Below are 15,026 nucleotides of genomic sequence, written 5' to 3'. Positions count from 1 at the left end.
TTCAGGTCTTCAATTCGGCGGCGGCAGGTCGAACTCGTCGCTGCGGCGCGGCTGGGACGTGGTGAGCAGCTCGTCGCTGCGCTGCGGGCGTTGCTGCGTGGTCGGGGTCAGCAACTGCGCGGGAGTCGGCGGCGTTTTCGCACCATAGGGCGCGACCGGGAGTGTCTTGCCCTCCGCCGGGACGAGCCCGTCCGCCGCGCCGCAACCCGACAGGGTCCCCGACAGAGCCAGTGCCAATCCCACGATGCCAAAAAGCCGTTTCATGCCGTCTCTCCCCCCGCCGTCTCGGCACGCGCCGCACGGATCGCAGCACGCACATTGTCGGGCGCGGTGCCGCCGAAGCTGGTCCGGCTGGCGACCGACGCGTCGACCGAGAGCACGCCGTACACGCGTTCGTCGATCCGCGCATCGATTGCCTTCAGGTCCTCGATCGGCAGCGCATCGAGCGCGACCTTGCGCTCCTCCGCCAGCTTCACCGCGCGCCCCGTCACATGATGCGCCTCGCGGAACGGCAACCCCGCCTCGCGCACCAGCCAGTCGGCGAGATCGGTCGCGGTCGCAAAGCCGCTCTCGGCCAGGCCGCGCATCCGATCGGTGCGGAACGTCGCGCTCTCGACCATCCCGGTCATCGCCGCGATCGACAGCGCGAGCAGGTCGTGCGCCTCGAACACCGGCGGCTTGTCGTCCTGCATGTCCTTCGAATAGGCGAGCGGCAGGCCCTTCATCGTCACCATCAGCGCGGTCATGCAGCCGAGGATACGCCCGGCATGCCCGCGCACCAGCTCGGCCGCATCGGGATTGCGCTTCTGCGGCATGATCGAGCTGCCGGTCGACCATTGATCGCTGAGCGCGACGAAGCCGAACGGCTGCGACGCCCACAGCACGAACTCCTCGGCGAGACGCGACAGGTGGAGCGAAGTCTGCGTCGCGGCGGTGAGATACTCGATCGCGAAATCGCGGTCGCTGACGCCGTCGAGCGAATTGGTCATCGGTCCGTCGAAGCCAAGCGTAGCAGCGGTCATCTCGCGGTCGATCGGAAAGCCCGTGCCCGCGAGCGCGGCCGAGCCGAGCGGCGACCGGTTCATTCTTGCGCGGGCATCGGCAAACCGCCCGACGTCGCGCGAGATCATCGCGTGGTACGCCATCAGGTGATGCCCGAGCGTAACCGGCTGGGCGGACTGCAAGTGCGTGAAGCCGGGCATGACGCTCGCCGCATGCTCTTCCGCGCGGGTCAGCAACGCGGCCTGGAACCCGGCGAGCGCGGCCAGCGCCTGGTCGATCGCATCGCGCACCCAGAGCCTGAAATCGGTCGCGACCTGATCGTTGCGCGAGCGCGCGGTATGCAGGCGGCCGGCGACCGGTCCGATCGCATCGGCCAGCCGCGCCTCGGTCTGCATGTGGATGTCCTCGAGGACCAGATCCTCCTCGACGCCGTGCTCGGCATAATGCGCGGCTACCGTGTCGAGGCCTGCCGAGATCGTCGCCGCATCCTCGGCCGAGACGATGCCCTGCTTGCCGAGCATCGCGACATGCGCCTTCGAGCCGGCAATATCCTGCTGCCAGAGCCGCTTGTCGAAGGGAATGGAGGCGTTTATCTCGCGCATGACCGCTGCCGGCCCCTCGGCGAACCGCCCACCCCACATCGAATTGGAACCGTCCATGGTCTTGCGTCCTGTGTTCAATTCGCTGTTAAAGTCTGGGCCGATCACCGCCGTTATGGGAATGGGCCTGCTGGTCGCCGGCTGCGATAGGAAATCGCCCGCGCCGGAGCAAGCGAACGTCGTCGCCGCGAACACCGTGTCCGCCGATGAGGTCGCGTCCGGGCCAGCGCCCGACGAAGCCACCGGCCCTGCCGCAAGCGCCGAAAAGCTCGACCGCAGCCACAAGGGCGAGACCGGCCCGACGGTCGCCTTCACCGCGCCCGACGGCAAGTCGGTCACGCTGGCCTCGTTCAAGGGCAAGCCGTTGCTGCTCAACCTGTGGGCGACCTGGTGTGCGCCGTGCGTGGCCGAAATGCCGACGCTCGACGCCGCCGCCAAGTCGCTGGCCGGCAAGGTCCAGGTGATCGCGGTCAGCCAGGACATGCAAGGCGCGGAGAAGGTAACGCCGTTCTTCGCCGAGAAAAAGTTCACGACGTTGCAGCCGTACCTCGATCCGAAGCTCGGCCTCAGCCTCGCCTATCAGGCGAACCTGCCAACGACGATCCTCTACGATTCGGCGGGCAAGGAAGTCTGGCGGATGACCGGCGGCTTTGAATGGAACACGCCGGCAGCGGAGAAGCTCATCGCCGAGGCGTCGTAACGCGTTAGTTCTGGGCTTGTGGGCTTCTCTATTTTGCGACGGTCTCGCGTTGATCTGATGTTTGGAATGGGAGGAAAGCGGACAGGCGGTTTTCGGGAAAGCTGATGGCGATCGCCGACGTAGTGCGGCACCGCCATTCCCGAACCCATGGTGTTTTACGAAAATAAAACACCTCATCGCGATTTAGATAAGATCCTTGCCGCTTATCGATAAACGATGTATATCGTTTATCGATAAGGAGGGTTTATGCAGGATCGTGGTCTAGGCCTTGCTACCGGCTTGTTGAGGGTCGCCACGTGGGCAAACTGGCTCCTCGCAGGCATTTTCGTCGTGGCAATCGGTGTATCGTTCGCATTTGGCGACGCCTTTTCGGCGCGGCTGCTCACCAAGTATCCCGGCAGTGATGCCGGAGGAATCGTCGCTGTGATGAGGGGAATGGCCATGCTGGGCATCCTCGCTGCCGTGGCGATGCATCGGATACTCGCGGAGCTATCGGCGATCGTGCTGACGGTTCGGCTCGGCGATCCCTTCGTCGTCGCCAACGCCGATCGACTGCGCCGGGTCGGCTGGGCGCTACTGATACTCCAGTTGCTCGATCTCGCCGTGGGCCTCGTCGTCTACGCGCTGGACAAAATGGGCGTGGACCACGCGACGTGGACGCCAGCGTTCACCGGCTGGATCGCGGTGGCAATGATCTTTGTGCTCGCCCGCGTTTTCCGTGTTGGGGCCGGGATGCGCGACGACCTCGACATGACCGTCTGATGCCGATCCTTGTCAGGCTTGATGAGATGCTGTCGGCGCGCGGCATGACGCTGACCGAGCTGTCGCAGGCAGTGGATATCACCATGGCGAACCTGTCGATCCTCAAGACCGGCAAGGCACGGGCGGTGCGCTTCTCCACGCTGGAGACGATCTGCCGCGTGCTCGACTGCCAGCCGGGCGATATCCTGACGTTCACGCAAGAAGGAGAGAGCGAATGACGAGAGCATTCTTCGGCAACTGGCTTGGCGCGTTCAGGGACGGGTGGGCGGTCACGCGTGCCATGCCGTTTCTGGTTGCAGTGATGATCGGCATCGAGTTCGCACAGCATGCGATCGAGCTTCACCTTGGCTTCTTCTCGCTCGACAAGGCCGTGCGCCGGGCCGCGTCCGAGGAACCGCTGCGCATGATGTTCGGGTGGCCCAAAATGCTGACCGTGTACGCGGTCGCCTTCTTCACGACGCGGTGGCTGGTCACCCGTGACGTTCGCGCTACCTTGCGGCCGTCCTCTCAGGCGCTCAGACGCTACGCTGGCGTAGTGCTGTTCCTGGTGATCCCAGCTGCTGCCATGATCCACGCGCGTGCGATATTGCCGGTCCTCGGCTTCGGCGAACCCGAGGTCGTCACCTTTCGGATGATCTTCGGTCTCTTCTCGCTATTGGCCGAGCCGCTGCTGCTGCTTTGGTTCGTCAATGCGGCGATGGGTACGGACGCATACGGCCCCGCTGCGTCCGCCAAGACAACTGGCTGGCTGTACGTGTGGGCATTCATGCTGTTGTTCGTCACCCGTGTCCCGGTGTCGCAGCTGCATGCAAGGTTGAACGCTTGGCCTGCTGGCCAGACACCTGCGGTTCAGTGGGCAATGTTTGCGCTGGATGCATTGGTCGTCGGCGTTCTGACCGTCATCGTGCCGGCAATCCAGGTAAGGATCGCACGCTTCATTGCAGATCGGCGGAAGGTGGAACTTCTCGGCGACCCGCAACGGCGTTTCGAGCCGTTGGCTCGCCCGTCGCATTTGGCAGAGGCATAAGCCGCGACGACCCGCCTTTGGGGTTCCAAAAATGGGTACTCCGGCTGTCTGAATAAGAACCCAAAGCGGGATAGTCGTCCCGGCGATCCTACTGCTAGCCGTCCCGAGTATCCCCTTCCCCACAATTTATTTTCGATCGCTCTTTCCCGAAATAGCCTGTCGGAGTCGGAAAAACGTTGGAGATCGCGCTCAACGAATGGCCTTTATCGGGAGTCCGGATGTCGGCGTTTCCAGACATTCGCGTATCGGTTCACACCTTGCGCACCAACGGCAGGTTGTGCCGACCCGCCTTGGTGACGAGCCAAAGGTTGATGGCGGGCCGGCACGCCCTTCCTTAACGCGCCGGGTGTTTTCAAAGGTGTAAACAACATCGGAATGCGATGAACCGATGGCCTGTTCGGATGTGTGCAGGCAAACGGGACGTCGGGCAGCGACCTACCAGTAGCGGCTGCTCGGCACGCCCTTGAACGGTCCGGCGAGATCGGCGGTGATCCAGCCGCCGTAGAACTCTCCCGGCTGCGGGATGACGGGCTCGCCATCGACGAAGCAGCCGTCGAACGGGGCTGCATAGAATGCCAGGTGATCGCGCAATGCTGCAAAGGCGGGTGTCGGCGATGGGTAGCTCCAGGCGACATCCCGTAGAACATCGCCGGCGATCTCGACGTCGTAATAGACCGCGTTGCCCTTCCATTCGCAGAAGGATTGCCGCGTGGAACGCCGGAGCGCCGACATCAGGATGTCGGAGGGCGGGATGTAATAGCTGGGCGGATGGCTCGTCTCGATCGTGCGGACGCTGCGACGCGTGTCGGCGAGCGTAACCCCGCGGTGCTCGATCAGGACATGACGATCGCTGGGCTGCGCGATCGCCGGGCGCGGATAATCCCAGACGCTTTCCTGGCCGGGTCGCGCGATATCAGGAACAACTGGCCTCATGCGGTGCGGTCCATCTTCCGGACGGCGGACTGCAAGCGGGGCCGGACATGGAGAAACGCGCGATACACGCGCTCCAGGCCGGCAAGGACGACCGGGTTACGTGCCGCCAACCCGAGTGGCCTCAGCAGCGGGATGGCGCGCCACATCGCTGCGAAGGCCGCGGCGCCCGACAGCATCCGGTCCCCTTCGCGCGCGTGGAACCGTGCCAGCATCGCGCTCCGGTCGATCGGGCAACTGGCCTCGCTGTTGCTGGCATCGACGAAATCGATCGCCCCGCGACGATCGAGACGACGCATCAGCGCGATCTCGCGTCGGCACAGCGGGCATCCGCCGTCGTGCCAGACCGTCAGCCGGGTCATGCCTTGCCCGAGTCGTTGGACCGGTTCCGCTCCCAGATGCGCTCGGCGAGCAAGGTCGCGAATCCGAGCCATGCGACGAACGGGACCGCGGTCGCCGCGGCCGTGCGGTCGACCTTGGCCGCGGCCGCCACATAGCCGGCACCGCTCGCGATCATCGCACCCGACGCGACGGCACTCGGTCCCAGCGCCTTGCGTCGGAAGAACAACTCGGTCCAACCGCCGACCATGCCGGTGTTGAGCAGCCAAAGTCCGACCGCGAGGTTGCGCGGTGCGTCGGCGGGGCGGCGCAACAACCGGTAGCCGCCGACCGCGAGGCCAGTCTCGAGAACCGGCCATACCGCGCCGAAGGCGGCGTCGGGCGGCGTGTAGGCTGGCTTGTCGAGTCGTTTGTACCAGCGGCGAATGCCGGGATGCGAGGGATCGGGTGCGTTGCGACGTCCGAGCACCGCGCTGGCGCCGAGCACGGCTGCGACGACCGCCAGCGCAGCCGGACGAGACAGGCCTTTGCCAGGTTCCTTGGGAGTTTCGCTGTGCTCGATCGGCATCATGGTTGGCGTCCTCGTCTCGGACGTACTGTCCGCTCCGACCACAGCGAAGCAGCGGTCGCGACGTTCCGTCCCGGCGCACACGATAATCTGCGTGCCGTCAATGTACCTATGCTTCCGGTTCAGGCCTGGACGACGCGTTCGGTGCCATGCGGCGTGTGCCCGAACCGTTTTCGGTAGTCGCTGGGGCTCAGGCCGGTGAACTTGGCGAACGTCGATCGGAAGGACGCCGGGTCGCCATAGCCCGATTCCCACGCGACCTGTCCGATCGGGGTAGCGGTCGTCTCGAGCAGTTCGCGGGCTTTCTCGATCCGCAGGCGCTGATGATACTGGTTTGGGCGCAGACCGGTGGCGCCCTGGAAACGGCGGCTGAACGTCCGCGTTTCGAGACCGGACCAAAGCGCCATGTCGGCAACGGTGGAGCCCGCCGCGCCGTGGGCGTGCAGGCGCTCCTGGGATTTCATGATCGCCGCGTCGCCGTGGTTCATCTCGGGCGCGAACGTCTTGTAGAAGCGCTGCTCCCGCCCCGGCGGATCGATCATCATGAAGCGTGCCGTTTGCATCATCGCGACGGCACCCAGCAATCGCCTGACCACGACGAGGCCGAGATCGGTCCACGCCATGACTCCACCCACCGTGATCAGGTCGTCCTCCTCGGTCAGCAGCGCATCGAAATCGACGTGGACGGCCGGGAACATCGTCGCAAGATCGGGCGCACACAACAGGTGCGTCGTAGCCCGGCGGCCATCGAGCAACCCGGTCTGCGCGAGCAGGAACGTGCCGCCGCAGATCGATCCGAGCACGGCACCCTCCGCATGACGCGCGGTGAGCCAGTTCGACCATTTCCGGGTGGTCTCGATACCCAAGGCCGCCGTCTCGCACGGCGGGATGATGATCACGCGCGGACCGTTCGAACCGTTCGAACCGTTCGAACCGTCCGAACCGTCCGCGATCGCTGCATCGGGCACCGTGTCGAAGGTGCGCATGATACCGCCGGCACCGGTATCGGCGAAATGGCTGAGCCGGATGACCGGCGCGTCTATGCCGACCCGTACCCTGCTCAGATCGTCGGTGATGCGGAACAGGTCGGTCAGGCCGTGGACGATGCCGAGCATGACCTTGTCGCGCAGGACGATGGCGACTTCCGCGGGACGGGCGACGGGGATGGACTGGGTCGCGATGTCAGTTATCCCTCGCATTTTGTCAGATCGGCCGATCACGCCTGGCATAGCTGCAAGTTAATACGCTCATACGGCAGCAAAGCCGCCACTATTCGTGGAGCGACCCATGCCATCGTCCAAGCATCCAGAAATACAGCCGCTTATCAACGGCTCGCGACGCGATATTCTTTTGGGAACGGCGGTCGTATCGGCCTTCGCGCTTGGCGGCCAAAGCCTCGCCGGACCCTTGAAAGACGTTAGAAAACCTTTGGGAGACAAGACCATGAGCACGATAACCGTCAAGGATGGCACCGAAATCTTCTACAAGGAGTGGGGCGCGGGTCAGCCGATCGTGTTCCATCACGGCTGGCCGCTGAGCGGCGACGACTGGGATACGCAGATGATGTATTTCGCCGAGCGCGGCTACCGCGTCGTCGCGCACGACCGTCGTGGGCATGGCCGTTCGAGCCCTGCGTCGAAGGGCAACGACATGGACACCTATGCCGCAGACGTCGCGGCCGTCACCGCGCATCTCGGACTTCGCAACGCGGTCCATATCGGTCACTCGACCGGTGGTGGCGAAGCGATCCGCTACGTCGCCAAATACGGCAGCAACGGCCGCGTCGCCAAGGCGGTGCTGATCGGCGCGATCCCCCCGCGGCTGACGCGGTCGCCGGCCAATCCCAACGGTGTGCCACCGGAGGCGATCGACGGCATCCGCGCCGGTACCGCCGCCAACCGCGCGGACTTCTACAACGGCTTTGCGACCGGACCGTTCTACGGCTTCAACCGGGCCGGCGCGAAGGTGCTGCCCGCGGTCTCCGCCAATTGGATGCGGCAGGCGATGGTCGGCGACATCAAGGCGCAATATGACTGCATCACCGCATTCGCCGACACCGACTTCACCGCCGACCTGCAATCGATCGACCAGCCCGTGCTGATCCTGCACGGCGAGGACGACCAGGTCTGCCCGATCGACACGACGGGCAGGCTCGCGGTCAAGCTGCTCAAGAACGGCTCGATCAAGACCTATCCGGGCTATCCGCACGGCATGGCGACGATCCACGGCGACGTGCTGAACCCGGATATCCTGGCGTTCATCCGGAGCTGATCCAAACGTTTGCCGCTTATCCACGCAGCGGGCGGGGCCATAGTCCCCGTCCGCTGCTTACGGATGCCAGCACGCGTCCGTGAAGTTTGCCCCGGCGGTTATTTCCGCCGGGCCGCGATATACCGCTCGACCTGCTCGTCGAGCACATCGAGCGGAAGCGCGCCCTGGCTGAGCACGGCTTCGTGAAAGTCGCGGATGTCGAAGCGCGGGCCCAGTTCCCGCTCGGCGCGAGCGCGGAGTTCGGCGATCTTGAGTTGGCCGACCATGTAGCTGGTCGCCTGTCCCGGCCAGTTGAAGTACCGATCGACCTCACGGGCGATGTCCTTGTCGGATACCGAGCTGTTCGCCTTGAAATACGCGATCGCCTGCTCGCGGGTCCAGCGCTTGGAATGGATGCCGGTATCCAGCACCAGCCGGATCGCGCGCCACACCTGCAACGACAACATGCCGAACCGGGCATAGGGATCCTTGTAGACGCCCATCTCGTTCGCGAGCCGCTCGGAATAGAGCCCCCAACCTTCGATATACGCGCCGTAGCCGCCGAACTTGCGGAACTTCGGGATGGCCACCAGCTCCTGTTGGCGGGCGATCTGGAAATGGTGGCCGGGTGCGCCCTCATGCGCGGCGATCCCGGCGACCTGAACCTTCTGGGTCTGAGTCATGTCGGCAAGGTTCACATAGTAGATGCCGGGCCGCGATCCGTCGGCGGACGGCGGATTGTAGAAGGCGGTCGACGCGGTACCCTCGCGCCACTTCTCCACCGCGCGAACCTCCAGCGGCGCCTTGGGAAGCGTCCGGAAATAGCGTGGTGCCGCGGTCATGACGGACGCGATCACCGCGCGGGCATCGCCGAGATACTGCTCGCGACCCGCCGCCGTATTGGGATATTTGAAGGCCGGATCGGTGCGGATCCGGTCGAAGAACTGCTCCAGCGTACCGGTGAAGCCCACTTCGCGTTTGACCGCCTCCATCTCCTGACGGATCGCGGCGACCTGTTTCAGGCCCAGCGCGTGGATCTGGTCGGCCGACAGGTTCGTCGATGTCGAGGTCTTCAACCGATCCGCGTAATAGGCCGCGCCGTTCGGCAGGCTCCACGCACCGAAATTGCCCTTCGACTTCGGTTCGATCTCGTCCAGCGCGGCAAACAGCACGTCGTAGCCGCGACGGAATGGCCCGGTCAGCGCTGCGCTGCCGTCCGTCATCAACTGCGCCTTGACCGCTGCCGGTGCATTCAACGCGCCGACCTTCTTGCGGAAATCCGCGAAAACGCTCGAATCCGCGCCAGCATCGAACGGTGCCCCGGTCACGATAGCGCGCGCGTCGGCCCGGGCGGGTGCGAAGTTCACGGCGTTGGGCACGATCCCCGCCGCCGCCTGCTCGCGCATCGTGGCGGCGACTTCGCGCATCACCCGCTCCGTATCGCGCAGACGGGCGACATACGCCTGCGCATCGGCGACCGTATCGACCTTGTGGTTGTTGATCAGCAGCACCGGGATGTCGCCCGCGGGACTGCCGTTGGTCGATACGGGAAAGCGGAGCTTGCGGAACTGCAGCGAATCCCGGTCGCGCTCGACCTGATACTCGAACAACCGGTAGCTGACGCGTGCGCTCTCGCTCAATTGCGCCGGCTGGAACCGCGCGCGCATGGCTGCCAGTTGGCGTTCGGCCAGCGCCTCCGCCCGCAGCGGCGCGGCGTCGGTATAGTCGTCGAGTCGATCGTAATTCGTCTTCAGGCCCAATTGCGTCTGCGACTCGGGGCTCAGGTTCAATTGCTCGTCATACGCCTGATCCAGAAACGCGAGCAGCGCGGCGTCCTGAGCCGCGGTACGCGTCGTTGGTTCGGGGGCGGGGGCGGGTTGGGGCGCGGGCGCGCTGGCCTGGATGAGCGGCACCGACGATAGCAGCATGAGGGTAAAAGCAAGACGCATGGGATCTCCTGACGACTGGGCTTGTCGCGCGCGGCCGGGAACGGCGCAATCGTCTTTTGGACTTGGCCATCCAAAGGAACACGGCATCGCGAAGATTACGTAGGTCGCGAAGAGCCGCTCGAAACCGACCAGCTACTATCGATGCAAGTATCAATTGCCGGATGGTAGCGCTCACCTTAGCATCGGACCCAATAACGATAAAAAGGGAGAGCGAGCATGATTCGCACGATGAGCGTTACGGCGGCCTGTCGGGGGCTGCGCTCCTGTATTTCGCAGGTCGGCATGGCCGCGGCGATGGTATCGGCGACCCCGGTCTTTGCACAAAGCGACAAGATGGCGCCGATCGCCGTCCCTGCCCAGCCGGGTGCGGTCGAACTGGGAACCGGCAAGCTGCCCGGCGCGACGGCGCCCGAAGCATGGCATAGCCAATATGGCAGCGTGTTCGCGCGCAACGTCACCGTCGCGACGCTGACGCCGTTCCTGCCCGATCCCGCCAAGGCGACCGGCACCGCCGTCATCGTCGCGCCGGGCGGCGGGTTCCGTACGCTTTCGATGCAGAACGAAGGCTGGGACGTGGCGCGCGCACTGGCCGCCAAGGGCGTGGCGGCGTTCGTGCTGAAATACAGGCTGAACCCGACACCGGTCGAGATGCCCGCGTTCGAACGATCGATGACCGCGATGTTCACGCCCGGTACCGCACCACCCCGCCCGAAGCCGGAGGAGATGATGGCCGGCCTCGCACCGCAGATCGCCGACGCTCGCGCCGCGTTCGCCTTGGTTCGCAAGCGGTCCGCGGAATGGCACGTCGACCCGACGCGTATCGGCATGGTCGGTTTCTCCGCCGGCGCCATGCTGACCATCGCGACCACGGTTGCGGGCGTCGATGCGAAGCCCGCGTTCATCGGCAACATCTATGGCCCACTGGCGGCGATGACGGTGCCGGCGGACGCACCGCCGATGTTCGTCGCGTTGGCGGCGGACGATCCGTTCTTCGGCAATGGCGGGTTCGGACTGATCGAGAGCTGGCGCACGGCAAAGCGTCCGGTCGAGTTCCATTTGTTCGAGCAGGGTGGCCACGGCTTCGGCATGTATCCGAAGCCGACCACGAGCACGGGATGGTTCGAAGAGTTCACGCGCTGGATGGCGATGCACGACCTGCTGAAGCCGGCGCGCTGACGGGCGCAGTGCCGGGCGGGAGGCGTTGGACGGGCAAGCGTTCGACGGGCGAGCGTTCACGGCCTCCTGCCCGCTCCTTTCGTAACGCGGTTCAAACTGAAGGACTCAAAGACCGATGCTTCGACTGTTCGCCTTTGCGGCGCTGATGCTGACGACGCCGGCGGCTGCACAGGATCCCGCCCCCCAGGCCGATCCCGCACCACAGGCGGCGGCCAGCTATACGTCGATCCCGTTATGGCCGAACGGTGCGCCGGGCTCGGCCGCGCGTCGCGGCGAAGCGGAAGTCGGGCGCGATTACTGGGTCCGCAACGTTCACGAACCATCGCTGATCGCCTTCCCGGCGGCGCCCGCGCACCGCAACGGTGCCGCAGTCGTCGTGATACCGGGCGGCGGCCACAAGCTGCTCGTCTGGACCAACGAAGGCACGAAGGTCGCAACCGCGCTCAACCGGATGGGCGTGACCGCGTTCGTGCTGAAATACCGGTTGGCGAACGAACCCGGCTCGCCCTACTCGGTCGAGGGCAATGCGGCGGACGACGCGCGCCGTGCGCTGCGCTGGGTCCGCGCGCATGCCGCCGAGTACGGCATCGACCCTGCACGCGTCGGCGCGATGGGCTTTTCGGCCGGCGGTGAACTCGTATCGCTCGTCGCGGACAATCCCGAGCCTGCCGGACGTCCCGTGACCGATGCGATCGACCGTCAATCGGCACGCCCCGATTTCCAGGTTCTGGTCTTTTCCGGACCGCGCGGCATTCCGGCGACCGCGATCGCCACTGCGCCACCGGCGTTCCTGGTCGCGGGCAGCCTCGATCCCTGCTGCGCGGCACCGACCGTCACGCTGTACGAGCAGCTTCGGAAGGCCGGAGTCTCGGCGGAACTCCACATGTATGCCGACAGCGGCCATGCCTTCAACCTGGACGAGTCGGACCGGATCTCGATCCTGCACTGGCCCGACCGGCTGAACGACTGGCTGGCGGATGGCGGATGGCTTTCCCCGAAGGCGGCCGGCACCGCGGCGGCACCGAAGACCAAGTGATTTTCGGCTAACGTACTAGATACCGGGCGTGCGCGCGGGCACGTCAGCGGCCTGCGAGGTAGCGCGCGAGCGGATCGATCATGTCCTCGGGAATGCGGCGGGCGATGACCGGCATCGTCGCCTGCGATTCCACGGTCTCGACTACGGGACGAGGTAAACCATAAATGACAACTCTTTCATCTTCAGGACGATCTCAGTGTGCCTGCTTTGGCTAGCGGCAGATCGCCCCGCCGGCGCCGGTATTGCAACACTGCGCGAGATAGCTGGCACCCAGCTCGCTAAAACCTAGGTTGTCTTCCTAATATCTGACATAGGTTAAACAGTTAAGGTTTTGAATATAGACGGGATCGTGAAAGGAATCGTGTGCGCGACCATCACGAAGATGCCCGGCTGGATGCATTACATCAGCTGAAGTTGCTCGATACCCAGCCAAGCGAGGGCTTCGATCGCATTACGCGGATGGCGAGCCAGATCTTCGGCCTGCCCGTAGCGGCGATATCGCTGACCGATCGCGACCGCCAATGGTTCAAGTCGCGCGTCGGCGTCGGGCATGACAGCATCCCGCGGGAGACCGCGCCGTGCGCTCAGGTGGCCGAGTCGTCGCAACTGATCGTCATCGAGGATTTTCAAGCCGATCCCTGTTACGCCAACAGTGTATTGGGCCGCGGCGGCACCCGGTTTTATGCCGGTGCCCCGCTGGTCACCCATGATGGCTTCGGCCTTGGATCGCTTTGCGTATTGGGAACCGAACCCCGGAAGGCGACCGATGCCGAGCTTGCGGCCCTGGTCGACCTGGCGGCGATGGTCATGGCGCAGATCGAATTGCAGCATGCGTTCGGACGGATAGATCCCGTCAGCGGTCTGCCGACCAGGAACCAGTTTCGCGACGATTTCATCGATCTCGAGCGAGACCATCCGGGCGAACAGCGTTTCGCCGTCGTCGTCGATATGGCACGTGACGACCAGATCAGCCGGATTACGCGCGCATTGGGATTGGCGCGGGTCGACGACTTCATTCGCGAGGCATCGCAATCGCTGCGCGTGACGCTCGGGCCCGGGCGAGTCGCCTATCAGGTCGGCAACGCCCAATTCGCGTTCATCTCGCCCCCCGGGGTCGAGCAAATGGCGTATGTGACGCTGCTGAAATCGAGTTTCGAAGAAATGCACGCTTCGTCGTCCGTTCGCTTCGTCACGAACGTCGCGATCGGCGTCAGGTCGTTCATCGTCGGCACCGTCTCGGCGGACGACGTCCTGCGCGGTGCGGCCAGCGCAGCGCAGGACGCGCGGAGTGCGGAGGGTTCGATCGCGCTCCATTCACCTGCCAACGACACGGCGCACCGCCGTCAATACGGCCTGCTGCAGGATTTCGGTGCGGCGCTCGAAGCGGGCGATCAGTTGCGCCTGATGTACCAGCCGCGGATCGAACTGGCGACCGGCCGCTGCCGAGGCGCCGAGGCGTTGCTTCGGTGGCGACACCCGCGACTGGGGGAAGTCTCCGCCGCCGAATTCATTCCGATCATCGAGCAGACATCGTTGGCCCGCCCTACGACGCAATGGGTCCTGGATGCGACGATGGATCAGCTGGTGACATGGGATCGTGCGGGCATCGAACCGGTTCTGTCGGTGAATATCTCCGCCGCCAACCTGAGCGAAGCGGATCTCATCGAGCGGATCCAGGTCGCGCTGTCTAAGCGCAAGCTGGCGCCCGAACGTCTGGAAATCGAGCTGACCGAGAGCGCGATCATGGACCAGCCGGACCAGGCGCTCGCCATGCTGCGCGAACTGGCCGATGCCGGGGTCTGCCTGGCGATCGACGATTTCGGGACGGGGCACAGCAGCCTTGCCTATCTCCAACGACTGCCGGCGCGAATCGTGAAGATCGACCAGGCGTTCATGCGGAACCTGACCCAGGCGACCGGACCGGATTTCGTCCTGGTGGAGGCGATGATCGGGCTTGCGCACAAGCTCGGCTACCGTGTCGTTGCGGAAGGTATCGAAACGTCGGAAGCCGCGACGATCCTCACGAAGCTGGGGTGCGAGGAGGCGCAAGGCTTCTGGTTCGGACGACCGATGGAAGCCGAGCAGTTCGCTGCCTGGCTTTCGGATCGGCAATCCGGCCGGCGGGTCGAGCGAGGGGATACCTGACTCTCTAAATCAAATCTTCCTGCGCAAATAATGCCGGAAAACGTTGCGCCCATTTTCATGCGTGCGCGTTCGGGCATGGCATCGCCAGCACCATGATGTTGCAGACTTCATATTCTTGAATTGAAGGCAATATTTAAGGATGTTCGGGCATGCGTCGTCAGGGAGCCACCGACCATGCCAGCAACCGAATCGAGTTTCGAATCGATACCATTGCGTGATCTGGACGCGATGAGCGAACGTGAGCGTGATGCGCTACCGTTCGGCGTCGTCGGATTTGCCGCCGATACGACCGTGCAAACCTACAATGCGACGGAAGCCCGATTGTCGGGGCTCGATCCTGCGACCGTGGTCGGGGTCCCGTTTTTCGAGGTCGTGGCGCAGTGCATGAACAACTTCATGGTCGCGCAGCGGTTCGAGGACGAGGCCGAACTGGACGACATCGTCCCGTACGTCCTGACGTTGCGGATGCGGCCGACCAAGGTGCGGCTACGGTTGCTTGCGACGGCCGGGATCCTGCGGCGCTACGTGCTCATCGAACGCTGA

At 64.6% G+C, this 15,026-nt stretch carries 16 protein-coding genes; 9 read left to right on the top strand and 7 right to left on the bottom strand.

Features of this window, described 5'->3' with window-relative positions:
* Positions 1-9: 9 nt before the first annotated feature.
* Positions 10-264, bottom strand: coding sequence for a hypothetical protein (locus tag QFZ54_RS14400; RefSeq protein WP_307088176.1), 255 nt, complete (start codon positions 262-264; stop codon positions 10-12).
* On the bottom strand, positions 261-1,643 hold the full coding sequence (argH, locus tag QFZ54_RS14395; RefSeq protein WP_373458602.1) for an argininosuccinate lyase: 1,383 nt from the start codon (positions 1,641-1,643) through the stop codon (positions 261-263). Before argH ends, QFZ54_RS14400 begins: the two co-directional genes overlap by 4 nt.
* A 16-nt stretch (positions 1,644-1,659) precedes the next feature.
* On the opposite strand from argH, the gene QFZ54_RS14390 reads away from it, so the two are divergent.
* The 4 genes from QFZ54_RS14390 to QFZ54_RS14375 all read left to right on the top strand — a co-directional run bounded on the left by QFZ54_RS14390 (position 1,660) and on the right by QFZ54_RS14375 (position 4,090).
* Positions 1,660-2,301 carry a TlpA family protein disulfide reductase gene (locus QFZ54_RS14390; protein WP_307088173.1) on the top strand — a complete coding sequence of 214 codons (642 nt, stop codon included), beginning with the start codon at positions 1,660-1,662 and terminating at the stop codon, positions 2,299-2,301.
* Between the two features lie 246 nt (positions 2,302-2,547).
* A complete protein-coding gene (locus QFZ54_RS14385) occupies positions 2,548-3,063 on the top strand; it encodes a DUF2975 domain-containing protein (RefSeq protein WP_307088171.1) in 516 nt (171 codons plus the stop codon).
* Positions 3,063-3,281, top strand: a complete 219-nt coding sequence (locus QFZ54_RS14380) for a helix-turn-helix domain-containing protein (protein WP_307088170.1) — start codon at positions 3,063-3,065, stop codon at positions 3,279-3,281. Before QFZ54_RS14385 ends, QFZ54_RS14380 begins: the two co-directional genes overlap by 1 nt.
* A complete protein-coding gene (locus QFZ54_RS14375) occupies positions 3,278-4,090 on the top strand; it encodes a hypothetical protein (RefSeq protein ID WP_307088168.1) in 813 nt (270 codons plus the stop codon). The genes QFZ54_RS14380 and QFZ54_RS14375 overlap by 4 nt, the downstream gene beginning before the upstream one ends.
* Before the next feature lie 435 nt (positions 4,091-4,525).
* Here QFZ54_RS14375 and QFZ54_RS14370 read toward each other — a convergent pair whose 3' ends face one another.
* From QFZ54_RS14370 to QFZ54_RS14355, 4 genes are all read right to left on the bottom strand, one after another.
* On the bottom strand, positions 4,526-5,023 hold the full coding sequence (locus tag QFZ54_RS14370) for a DUF427 domain-containing protein (protein WP_307088166.1): 498 nt from the start codon (positions 5,021-5,023) through the stop codon (positions 4,526-4,528).
* Positions 5,020-5,382, bottom strand: coding sequence for a thiol-disulfide oxidoreductase DCC family protein (locus QFZ54_RS14365; RefSeq protein WP_307088164.1), 363 nt, complete (start codon positions 5,380-5,382; stop codon positions 5,020-5,022). Before QFZ54_RS14365 ends, QFZ54_RS14370 begins: the two co-directional genes overlap by 4 nt.
* Positions 5,379-5,930, bottom strand: coding sequence for a TspO/MBR family protein (locus QFZ54_RS14360; protein WP_307088163.1), 552 nt, complete (start codon positions 5,928-5,930; stop codon positions 5,379-5,381). Before QFZ54_RS14360 ends, QFZ54_RS14365 begins: the two co-directional genes overlap by 4 nt.
* Positions 5,931-6,049: 119 nt before the next feature.
* The gene (locus QFZ54_RS14355) at positions 6,050-7,126 is read right to left on the bottom strand and encodes a GlxA family transcriptional regulator (RefSeq protein WP_307088161.1); all 1,077 of its coding nucleotides are present in this window, start codon (positions 7,124-7,126) and stop codon (positions 6,050-6,052) included.
* Positions 7,127-7,370: 244 nt separating this feature from the next.
* Between QFZ54_RS14355 and QFZ54_RS14350 the strand changes: the two genes are divergently transcribed.
* Positions 7,371-8,198 carry an alpha/beta fold hydrolase gene (locus QFZ54_RS14350; RefSeq protein WP_307088159.1) on the top strand — a complete coding sequence of 276 codons (828 nt, stop codon included), beginning with the start codon at positions 7,371-7,373 and terminating at the stop codon, positions 8,196-8,198.
* Positions 8,199-8,296: 98 nt separating this feature from the next.
* On the opposite strand, the gene QFZ54_RS14345 is transcribed toward QFZ54_RS14350, so the two are convergent.
* A complete protein-coding gene (locus QFZ54_RS14345) occupies positions 8,297-10,126 on the bottom strand; it encodes a DUF885 domain-containing protein (RefSeq protein WP_307088157.1) in 1,830 nt (609 codons plus the stop codon).
* A gap of 282 nt (positions 10,127-10,408) precedes the next feature.
* On the opposite strand from QFZ54_RS14345, the gene QFZ54_RS14340 reads away from it, so the two are divergent.
* The 4 genes from QFZ54_RS14340 (at position 10,409) to QFZ54_RS14325 (ending at position 15,026) form a co-directional block, all read left to right on the top strand.
* Positions 10,409-11,302: an alpha/beta hydrolase gene (locus tag QFZ54_RS14340; RefSeq protein ID WP_307089480.1), complete on the top strand. Its 894-nt coding sequence runs from the start codon at positions 10,409-10,411 to the stop codon at positions 11,300-11,302.
* A gap of 115 nt (positions 11,303-11,417) precedes the next feature.
* On the top strand, positions 11,418-12,338 hold the full coding sequence (locus QFZ54_RS14335) for an alpha/beta hydrolase (protein ID WP_307088155.1): 921 nt from the start codon (positions 11,418-11,420) through the stop codon (positions 12,336-12,338).
* A gap of 363 nt (positions 12,339-12,701) precedes the next feature.
* Positions 12,702-14,483, top strand: a complete 1,782-nt coding sequence (locus QFZ54_RS14330) for a sensor domain-containing phosphodiesterase (RefSeq protein WP_307088153.1) — start codon at positions 12,702-12,704, stop codon at positions 14,481-14,483.
* Positions 14,484-14,711: 228 nt separating this feature from the next.
* Positions 14,712-15,026, top strand: coding sequence for a phosphonate transporter (locus QFZ54_RS14325; RefSeq protein ID WP_307088152.1), 315 nt, complete (start codon positions 14,712-14,714; stop codon positions 15,024-15,026).

This window comes from Sphingomonas faeni (genome assembly GCF_030817315.1).
GTDB classification, from domain to species: domain Bacteria; phylum Pseudomonadota; class Alphaproteobacteria; order Sphingomonadales; family Sphingomonadaceae; genus Sphingomonas; species Sphingomonas faeni_C.
The sequence above is the reverse complement of the archived record's forward strand: the minus strand, read 5'-3'. Positions and strand labels throughout refer to the sequence as shown.

Bases quoted from the DNA above. Each gene is read 5' to 3' on its own strand.
- QFZ54_RS14360 (WP_307088163.1), bottom strand. From the start codon at position 5,930: ATGATGCCGATCGAGCACAGCGAAACTCCCAAGGAACCTGGCAAAGGC.
- QFZ54_RS14380 (WP_307088170.1), top strand. From the start codon at position 3,063: ATGCCGATCCTTGTCAGGCTTGATGAGATGCTGTCGGCGCGCGGCATG.
- QFZ54_RS14350 (WP_307088159.1), top strand. From the start codon at position 7,371: ATGAGCACGATAACCGTCAAGGATGGCACCGAAATCTTCTACAAGGAG.
- QFZ54_RS14385 (WP_307088171.1), top strand. From the start codon at position 2,548: ATGCAGGATCGTGGTCTAGGCCTTGCTACCGGCTTGTTGAGGGTCGCC.
- QFZ54_RS14365 (WP_307088164.1), bottom strand. From the start codon at position 5,382: ATGACCCGGCTGACGGTCTGGCACGACGGCGGATGCCCGCTGTGCCGA.
- QFZ54_RS14325 (WP_307088152.1), top strand. From the start codon at position 14,712: ATGAGCGAACGTGAGCGTGATGCGCTACCGTTCGGCGTCGTCGGATTT.
- QFZ54_RS14345 (WP_307088157.1), bottom strand. From the start codon at position 10,126: ATGCGTCTTGCTTTTACCCTCATGCTGCTATCGTCGGTGCCGCTCATC.
- QFZ54_RS14370 (WP_307088166.1), bottom strand. From the start codon at position 5,023: ATGAGGCCAGTTGTTCCTGATATCGCGCGACCCGGCCAGGAAAGCGTC.
- argH (WP_373458602.1), bottom strand. From the start codon at position 1,643: ATGTGGGGTGGGCGGTTCGCCGAGGGGCCGGCAGCGGTCATGCGCGAG.
- QFZ54_RS14375 (WP_307088168.1), top strand. From the start codon at position 3,278: ATGACGAGAGCATTCTTCGGCAACTGGCTTGGCGCGTTCAGGGACGGG.
- QFZ54_RS14390 (WP_307088173.1), top strand. From the start codon at position 1,660: ATGGTCTTGCGTCCTGTGTTCAATTCGCTGTTAAAGTCTGGGCCGATC.
- QFZ54_RS14355 (WP_307088161.1), bottom strand. From the start codon at position 7,126: ATGCGAGGGATAACTGACATCGCGACCCAGTCCATCCCCGTCGCCCGT.
- QFZ54_RS14400 (WP_307088176.1), bottom strand. From the start codon at position 264: ATGAAACGGCTTTTTGGCATCGTGGGATTGGCACTGGCTCTGTCGGGG.
- QFZ54_RS14335 (WP_307088155.1), top strand. From the start codon at position 11,418: ATGCTTCGACTGTTCGCCTTTGCGGCGCTGATGCTGACGACGCCGGCG.
- QFZ54_RS14340 (WP_307089480.1), top strand. From the start codon at position 10,409: ATGGCCGCGGCGATGGTATCGGCGACCCCGGTCTTTGCACAAAGCGAC.